The organism is Thiolapillus sp., assembly GCF_048562965.1.
GTDB lineage: Bacteria > Pseudomonadota > Gammaproteobacteria > Chromatiales > Chromatiaceae > Thiolapillus > Thiolapillus brandeum_A.
Map to the genome: position 1 here is coordinate 1 of NZ_JBHNMF010000089.1, position 9,369 is coordinate 9,369.

At 50.9% G+C, this 9,369-nt stretch carries 5 protein-coding genes; all 5 read right to left on the reverse strand.

Annotated elements, in window-relative coordinates; translation table 11 throughout:
• On the reverse strand, positions 1-1,402 hold a 1,402-nt coding region (locus tag ACOCD2_RS06950; RefSeq protein WP_419625647.1), incomplete at its 3' end, for a DEAD/DEAH box helicase.
• Entirely contained in the window at positions 1,399-2,469 is a 1,071-nt protein-coding gene (locus tag ACOCD2_RS06955; protein WP_419609080.1) for a hypothetical protein, read from the reverse strand. The genes ACOCD2_RS06955 and ACOCD2_RS06950, both read right to left, overlap by 4 nt.
• A gap of 4 nt (positions 2,470-2,473) precedes the next feature.
• Positions 2,474-4,390, reverse strand: a complete 1,917-nt coding sequence (locus tag ACOCD2_RS06960) for a DUF3696 domain-containing protein (RefSeq protein WP_419625649.1) — start codon at positions 4,388-4,390, stop codon at positions 2,474-2,476.
• Positions 4,391-4,392: 2 nt separating this feature from the next.
• Positions 4,393-7,206, reverse strand: coding sequence for a DNA methyltransferase (locus ACOCD2_RS06965; RefSeq protein ID WP_419625651.1), 2,814 nt, complete (start codon positions 7,204-7,206; stop codon positions 4,393-4,395).
• 55 nt (positions 7,207-7,261) lie between these two features.
• Positions 7,262-9,369, reverse strand: a 2,108-nt coding sequence (locus ACOCD2_RS06970) for a DUF6079 family protein (protein WP_419625653.1), incomplete at its 5' end; no start/stop codon positions are given.

Here is a 9,369-nt window from a genome sequence, read left to right on the forward strand (position 1 = left end):
GGCGGGCGGCATCGAGCAGAGTCTCCACATGGCTGCTTTCGCTTTGCAGGGCGGACACATGGGATTTCAGAAGCTCGTCAAGCAACTCCTGGCCGTCCATGTCGTACAATTCGTCAAAGCCATCTGAGATTTCCGAGTCGTTTTCCAGCCCCGCCAAGCGCAGACTGGCCTGTTGCTCGCTCTCCTTGAGTGCTGCGAGCCGTCGCTCCAGTGTGGTACGGATTGCTCGAGTGCTCGATACCACCAACCGCTGCATCAGGATCATCAAAAAACCGATGTGGCGTTTCTTCTCGCGCAGGGCCTGGTTGTAGCCTTCGCGAACATAGTCAGTGACGGTCTCGTAAAGAAGCTGCTGGAGGTGGTGACGGGTTTCCCAAGCTACCTGTGCCATCTGTGTGCGCCGTGGCCTGAATAGCGGCTTACCATCGGCATCAATGGCCTTTCGTTTCTCGGTGCGAATGACATAGGGAGCGACCCGGTCGCGGGAGACGCTGTCCATATCCGGGAAGGCGTCGTCATCCAGCAGGCTCATCAAGCGATGGAAGGCATCCGTCTTGCCCTGGTGGGGCGTGGCTGAAAGGAGCAGCACATATGGCGCGGCCTCCGCCAGCCCACGGCCCAGCTTGTAGCGGGCAACCTGATCCGTGCTGCCGTCCAGGCGATGGGCCTCATCCACGACCACCAAATCCCAGCCAGTGGTAATCAGATCCTCGTAGCGGCTGCGGTTGTATTCGGCCACACGTTCCGCTGACCAGCCACGTCGCCTATCCATTGGCTTGACCGAATCCAGGGAGACAATGACCTGATCGAACATCAACCAGGGCGTACTTCGGTGATCAGTTCCCTGGGCCAGACGTTGCAGCGTGCTGATATCGTCACCCAGCACGAGCTGAAACTGTTCATTAAAGTGGGTCTGCATTTCCGCTACCCACTGGGTAGCGATACCCTTAGGAGCCACCACCAGTGTTCTGCGTACCAGCCCACGCAGCTTGAGTTCGCGCATGACGAGGCCCGCCTCAATGGTCTTGCCAAGGCCAACCTCGTCGGCCAGCAAATAGCGCACGCGGTCGCCAGAGATAGCACGAGACAATGCATGGATTTGGTGCGGCAGTGGAATGACATTGGACTCCATGGGATCCAGCAGCACATGCCCATCGGTAGCGCTGGTGGAGCATTCGAGCACTTCCGCCACCTTGGCGGCAGCGGCCACGTAGGCAATGCGTCCGGCTTCGATTTCCGGCTGTATGTCAGCAATCAGCGGCCGTAAGGCGGAGCGGGGTACCCGCACCACCGCATCCTGATTCGGCAACCAGACACGACAAACCGTCTGCCCCCACAAGGTCTGTTCTTCAATGACCTTGCAAGGACTGTTATGAACGGTGCTGTATTGCCACAAACTCATGATATTTCCAGCTCGTCTTTGCCACCGATATTGGCGAACTCAATTGTTCCATCGGTATGCCTCCAAAACATCAATCTGAGCCCCACCCCTTTTTTGGTCAGATGCGTTCTGAAGGCCAATGCTCCATCGTCTCTATTTCGCTGCTTTGCCGTTCCCTCTGCACTTTCTCTAAATTCATTAATAGGATTTTTGGGAATTCCGAGAACAATGCGTACGCATGACTCAATCGTTACCATTGCATAGTCATGTCTTGAGGCTGCATTCCATTTGTGAAGCGACGACACAAAGTCGCTTCCAATGACAAAATTACATATCGCGTCATCACTTACTCCTGATGAAACAAGATTATTGACGCAGGATTCGATACACAAGCGAACCGCTTCTTCATCTGAAGCCCCATCCCAGATGGTCCATAGGTCGAGAGATTTGATAAGTTGCTCATGACTAAAAATGATTGGAATGCTTTGAGAAATAGAGATCGGCATCTTAAAAATTGGAGCGGCATCCTTTGTGACCATACCAATATCGTGAATGTCTGCCTTGATGGCTATGTTATCTGGTGATGGGTTATCAATCTCCCCTCCAGAAGCGACGATCAAATGTGATTCGAGGTTATCAGATGTTCGCTCCTTATCTTTTATGCCAGCAACTAATAGGTCATCCTTGAAAGCCGATCTGCAATTCTTCTTTAAACGATTAAGAATCGCCATCGGAACGCACTCGAATGAATCTTCATCAAAGAGAACGGCGTTTATCTCATAATGGTCTTCTAGGGCGGGCGTTCTTTCCAAAATCGAATTTGCCAACTTTGAAACAGTATTAGCATCCGCAAAATCGCATCCAAATTTATCTATTAATTCGGCCAATCTGTGCCTATGTGGAAATTCTCCATCATCATTAAGCGCAATCCTGACTGAATCTGACAATAAAACACAAGTATCTGCTCTATCAAGAAACCCGCGCCACCCAACTATGGCTTGAATAAATTCCTCAAGCTGATCGACTGAGTCGCATGGATTGGGTAGACACAGCAAATACGGATCGATAATCACCTCTTGGGCCAGCATTAAATTAATCCTTATTCGTTATTTCTCGTTTTTTAGCTAACGCAGCACTAAGAATTTCTTCGGCCTGCTGTTGAGACTGATCAAAGAATCCTTCCGGCCAATCCGAAATGGCACCATACTCATTAATCACTACCTCACGGAAGAATGACCCATGGGATGGCTTTTCAACGAAATAGATCTTGGTCTGGCTGTTTAGCTCATTCTCAGGTGTGGCCGCAGCAATCCGGAAACGAAGGCGATCTATGAAGTATTCACTATGGGTCTCAACAATGCATTGCTTGTTGCATAACGCCATCGAAAGAAAAAAATCACCAAGCAGGGTCTGCACCTTTGGATGCAAATGCAGCTCTGGCTGCTCAAAAACCAGAGTGGAGTCGTCATCTGATAAAAGACACATAACAAGGATCGGCAATACTTGACTTACACCCACACCTACGTGAGTGAGGTCGTACGTGCTATCCGAATTGGTGAGTCCCACCTTCAGTTCGTGTCCTAGCTTCCCCTTATCTTGGCTCTTCACCGAACTGGCAACACCCAGATATTTAAGCCAGTCGATAATGGCAGCTTCGAGTGTCCTGGTGACCGTCTTGCGATCAATTACAGGAGACTTGAAATTTGCTGACGGGATGTACCTGATCTTCTTGTTCTTGTGTAGTTCAAGAATGGATGCCGTGTGTTCACCGCGTAAACCAACATCATGTGGGTCAGCCGCTGGTGCAAGTGGGTACAATGGCTTAGGTGCATCCCTTAACGGTCCCAGATATTTCAGGGACGAGGCAAAGAAGTTATCTAGATACCACGTAGCTTCGGTAATCAAACGAGGCGGCCGAGCCTGGACGAACGCATGGGTTTCAGACTCCGGAGCCGATGACTCCTTCATGGCCGAGTGAATGCGGTCAAATAGATCCTCGCACTCACGTAGTACCTGCTGGACCTTTATACGTTCATCTTGCGATAATTCTCGCAGTCGTTCATGCCATGCTCGGAAAGTGAGCGCCTCGGAATCAGATCCAAATAGGGACTCCTGCCTGTCTCTGTCTTTGAATGTCTGGTCGAAATCAATCGTGTCTTGGAGAGCTTCGCGCAAGACAGCAATAATCTCTTCAGAAAGGAGAATATCTCTTCCCCTGCGGCGCCGAAGGCCCATCGCCCTGCGTGCATCTTCCTGAAGCGCCAGGGTGATGGCATTCGCATCCTCTTCAATCGTATCGATCTCGTAGACAACTCTCTCCGGGAGGAAATGCCTGAGCATGCACCCGATAGGTTTGGCCGACCGGAAATCCTCCTTTACTTCGGCCATTGAACCCTCATCAAGCTCAACCGCATAGTCCAAGCTGGCCCTGAGCTGGTCATCGATTTCACTGACGCCATCAGCACCTTCAATCTCCGAGATAGCCATGGTTGAGTGGTGAATGGAAATGTCTGCCTTCTGATCGATGTTATCCTCGTCTCTGGATAAGCAGGACAACTGAGTAGCAAAAAGCCGAGGTTGTATTTGAAATAACTCCCGCTGGGTACTTGAAGGGTCGGCATCAAAGGAGATCTCACAAGCGATCTCTTGAATCTGATCAGAATGCGGGCCGTAGTAAATAGCACTACGTGGCGTGAACTGCGCCCTTCTTTGAGCCGATGCATCTTGATCGGATAGCGGTTGGCACGTAAATTTGATTGTGATTTGATCCGAACCACTGCCATTCGATTTCAAATCATCGAATTGGCCAAGGCTAGTGAGCGCACCATTCAAAACGACAGATCGAGAACCTACTTTGTGCGCCAGCGTCTGCGCAATAAGTAGAACTGATTGGATAAACGTACTTTTTCCGCTGCTATTTGCCCCTGCGAAAATAGTTAGCGGCCCGAGATCCAGTTCGGTCTCTTCCCGGATCGATTTAAAGTTGAATACCTTCCACTTGGTAATCATAGCTATTCGCCTCCCATTCTTGTAACTGCCTGGTCGTACCACATAAGCAGCTTTGGATCTTCTTCGAGAACTTTATTGGGGATTTTTTCGGCTACGTTAATGATGGTTTGGTAATCGCGTTCCTGCCATGCTTTCTTGAAGCCTGCACGGATGGCTTCCATTCGAAAGGTTTCACCACGCTTGAACTTCCCTTTACGCTGTCTGTACTCATCAAATTCTTTGAGCAGGGCTTTTTCACGGAGCTTTTCCAGGTCGCCTGCCTTATTGGGGTCTGGGACGTACCAGCGATCCTGTGCTTTCGCAATCAGAGCGGGATCATCCTTGGGCAGGTTGCGCAGGTCTTTCCAGTTGGACGAGAGGTAAGCATGGATTTGTTCTGGTACCGAGCCTTTGCCATCATAGCTAAGAAAATTCTGGTTCAGCAGCTCACGCAGGTCGAGTTGGGCCTCATTCTTGTCCCAGCCGCCAAGTTGCTGCATGAACTGCGGATTGATATCGGCAAAGGTCTGCGGCTTCTGTTTGAGCAGTTGGCGTAACCACTGAATCATCGATGCTTCGTCTTTGACGAACATCTCGACAGTTTCAGTCATCCCGCCAGAGGTCATTTTTTTGCGGTCGTATTCCGCAACCTGGTCCGGCAGGAAATACATACCATCCCGTTCGATGAAACGTTGCGTCAGCCCAATCTGGAACTCCTGACTGGATATCGGTACCGGATAACCCTTACGGACATAATAGGCCACCATCTGGTCAAACAGGATGCGTGGATCACGCTCAGGGACGAACTGTAACAATGCACCCTGGTGCTTGGTTACGGGCAGGTATTTCAGATGAGTACGAACAAAATCCCAGACGCCTTCTTCGGTTTCGGCCTCTTTCTGGAATCGTTCTTCAAAGCCACCGTTGGGTTTGTAGGCTGAGATAACAAGGTCTTGTTTAACGGCTGTGGGAGTTGTTACTGCTTTAAAACTGCCTTGCTGTTTATCCAATGCTGAAACATTGGCGACCAGAAATCCTGCTTCTGTCAGTGCGGTTTGAATAGAGTTCCAAACCGATGCCTTGGTGTTTGAAAATTCTACCGTCATCCAGCGTCCCGGCTTCAATACACGATAGGCTTCCTTAAAACAGGAAGTCATCAATTGACGATATTCCTCAGGGCCTTTTTTCTGGACACTATTTTCTATGGCTTCGGGTTTGTTGTTGGTAAATACCTTTAACCACGACTCCCAGATAAAGCTTAGCTCAGAGTAATTGAGGTTTGCTCCAAAAGGTGGATCTGTAAAAATGTAATCCACACTGTAATTATTTTGATTAACCCAACCAGCAGAACTCGTTGAAAGTAGTTGTTTTGAAAAATCCGAAAATAATTTTTTCTTGCGAATATTCTTATTAAACACGTCATTCGCAGAAACCAAAACAGGAATCTCCTTAATCAAGGACGGAATGTATAATGTACCAGCCATAGGACCACCACCAGCTCCCGCTATACCTCCTGCCCATCTATATCTGTAGAGTTTCGTCAATGTCCACCACATTGCAAATTGACTAATCAAAAAGTTAGAGGAGCTTCTTTTTCTGATAGCAGCCAGCACCCTCAAATTTCGCTTGGTATAAAAATGATGCACATGGGTAATGCCTGCCGGATCATTTCGGCGGGTCTCTTTCCCTTCCATCATACGGTCAGTCGGAAACCAATAGGGAATATCGGCATTTTCGATTTTTTCAATGAGAGCCAGATCAACCGCATCAGGTATTTTTTCAAAGCGTCCTTTGCTTCCCTGCACGGTATAATTGATCAACACTGGCGCCTGTTTTGCCTGCCTTACCGTATCATTTAAAGCCTTATCAAATTTTGTTGTCCACGCCCGTTCCATGTTGCGTTTGGTCAGTTCTGTATTGCAGTGCGAGCATGGGAATGTATCTTTTACTTTACCAGCCTCTTTATCCACTGCGGCTTCCCAAAATACCACTTCGTTAGCACATTCGGGGCAAACAAACACATCCGACCATACCATATAATTGATTTTTCCCTTGGTCTTTCCGTCAGTATGTAATGTCTTATACATCCACCCACATTCTTCTTCAACTTCTTTAAGAATGAGCTTAGCCTCTTTCTCAAAAGTCGCCACATCCACCGGAGTGTTGTAATTGTACGCAATAAATGTGGCTGCCGGTGAAAGGTCGTTTAGCACTGCCCGACGCACTCCAAGTTTTGAAAATGGCTTCCAAATCTTCTTACCATCTTCGTTAATTTCCTCCTGGAGAATGGTGCCATCCTGCTTAACCTGATAGCCAAGCGACATAACCACATCACGATCACCACACATCTGTGCGGCCACACCCGTCATGCCAGTTCCACAGAATCCGTCAAACACGATGTCGCCCGGCTCCGTGTAGTGAAGGATGTAGCGCATGATAGCCTTGTGCGGCACCTTGGTGTGGTAAGAGTGCGCGTTGTAGATCGGGTCGTTTTTGCCCTCACTCACATCTGCTGCAAAAGGCTCACGGTGATAGTGGTAGCCTTCAGGCTGCCCTGGCTGCCGCGCTTCCCATTCGGCAACAAAATCAGTAATCCATGGATTCGGACAGGCGGTGTAATACGGCGGATCGCTCAGGTTCAGAATATCCTCGTCACTACCAATGGGAAAGCCTTCGATCTTGCGGAATTCCGGATCCTGCAGCTTCTTGCGCAGCTCCTCGGTAAAGTGGGCGCGGCGGGCTTCGTCGTTCTCAAAGGTCATCCCGAGGCAAGTCACCGGGCCAGATGGTTTCCGTGCCTCCTCTGGGAGCGCATCGAATAAACTGTTTTGACTCATATCCAAATCCTTGCTGGTTTCTTGTTTCTCAGATTGATCACCCTTTCAACCACATTTATTCAATGACGATCCGTACCTTGGCCGGGTCCTTGCCCCTGGTGAGCTGATCAATGTATTCCTCAAAGCGTTTCTTCATCTCAGCCGGGGTTGCCGGGCCATCAGTCACCTGCAGGGCAGTTTGAAGTTCCTGCGCCGTAACGGTTACTTTCACCAGGCCGGAGAGCACTTCCTTCAGGGCGTGGACAAAGTTGCTGTCCAGCGGCGCAGGCAATTCCTTCGACTTGATGAAGGCCTCCAACGGTTCGCGGTCGTCGGTCTTCAACAGATCCATATTGGCCTGGGTGATCGGGTCTTCCAGGTTGCCAAGGATTGTGGAGGTCCAGCCAGCCAACATGGTATCGAGCTGAGCATCCATCTGATCGATCACCTGCGAACCTGTGGCCGCGCTGGTTTCCAGCGATGGCCGGAATCCGCAATGCAGGCAAATAGGCGTGGAGTCGAGGTTCTGCTCTGTCAGTGCAAAGCAGCTCTTCAATCCGGCCAGGCGGTTCTGGAAGTCGGTGAGCTGTTGCCGGGGCATCAGGTCGATACCAGCTAGTTTGAGCAAGGTCTGCAGGCGGGCATCATTGAGCAGCGCCGCTTTACGCTTATCGTCGTTCACGCCCAGCCGGGCCTTGGTGTGCAGGCCAATGTACGCGACAATGTAATCTTTCTTGAGCTTCTGGAGCTTGGCCCCGATGCCTTGGGATTGCGTGGCCAGCTTAGTCAAGTCTGCCTGCTTGAGTGCGTCCAGCACATCCTGCCGAGTGGCCTTCATCCGGTCCACCCAATCATGCTCGGCAGGCAGTACCGCTTCGGCAGTGGAGAGCCAGGATGCCGTCGGCCCGTAATCCATGACGAACTCGCGCAGGGAATCCAACTCATCCAGAGCCTTCACAGCTGGCTCAACAGCCATTACTTCCTGGGCGCTGTAGCGGAAGTTCTTCAGCTTGCCAGGCGATGAATAGGCCTGGAGTGATTCAAAGAAGCTCTTGGCCTCATCCAGTCCGCTGACCTGGCTGGCAAGGTCGGTATCTGCGAGCAGATCCATTCCCCAGAATGACAGCCCATCACGCAGGGTCTGCTGGGTCGTGACGATGCGTTTGACCACTTTGTCTACGGCCTGCTGCAGGTTCTTCACCGGTTCGTCCTTGCCTTGGGTAACAAGCTGGGCCATACCAGGCGTCATACCAAGGAGTTCAAACAGCGCTTTGAGCGCGGGCAGGTTCCATTCCTTGGGCTGCTCCAGATGTTTGAAACGGATCAGTTCATCCATGCCGGTGGCGGCAAGCTGCGCAAGGCCGGTAGCGTCGAATTTTTTACCCGGAATGGCGAGAACAATATCGCCGGAGTAGACCAATGTAGCCAGGATAACCACTACCCATTCGGGCTCGAGCCTTGATGCGCCTGGATTCATATATTCCAGACCGTGGTCGTCCTGGATAATCTCGCTGCGGTTCACCACCTGACCATGGCCCTTGGACTTGACGGCATCAAGGATAAATTTGCTGTACTTCGACTTGTAGGGGTCAAGCTTCTCGCCGTCGAGCAGATCTAGGGCATCCAGTACGGCTGTGGCCTGCTTGGTACGGTTCTGCCCGGCGATGGCTCGCAGAGCGTCAAGCACGGCCTGAGCGCGATTGTTGCCGGTGATGAGCACCGAGAAGAAGGGGTAGTCCGGCGCCTGGTTCTCGAAGCTTGGAGCCAAGCAAACACCGGCAATGGTGTTCACCAAATCGCGAAAATTGATGGTCTCGTGGGGCGACAGGCCCGACAAGTCACGGATGGATTTACCCTTGGCCCATTCGGTCATGGACTTGGCGCGGCCCTGATAGGTGACTTCGAAGGCATTGGTCATGTGCTTCTGCAGCCACTGGACCAGCTTCTTCAGGAAGCCGTTGGCTTTGGATTCATAAGTGGACTTGGCATGGCCCGATGAGGTGGCCGCAAGGTCAAGGGCAGCCGCGTAACTCTTCAGCGCGGTTTGGAATTCCTCATCAGTCCCTTTCAGACGAAAGAAGACTTCGTCACTTTCTTTAGTATCCTTGAACCGGGGTGGATCGTTTGGCTGGATAAAATAGAGGTAGAAGTCTCGCTGAGGCACCGCAGTGGAGCGCTCATTAG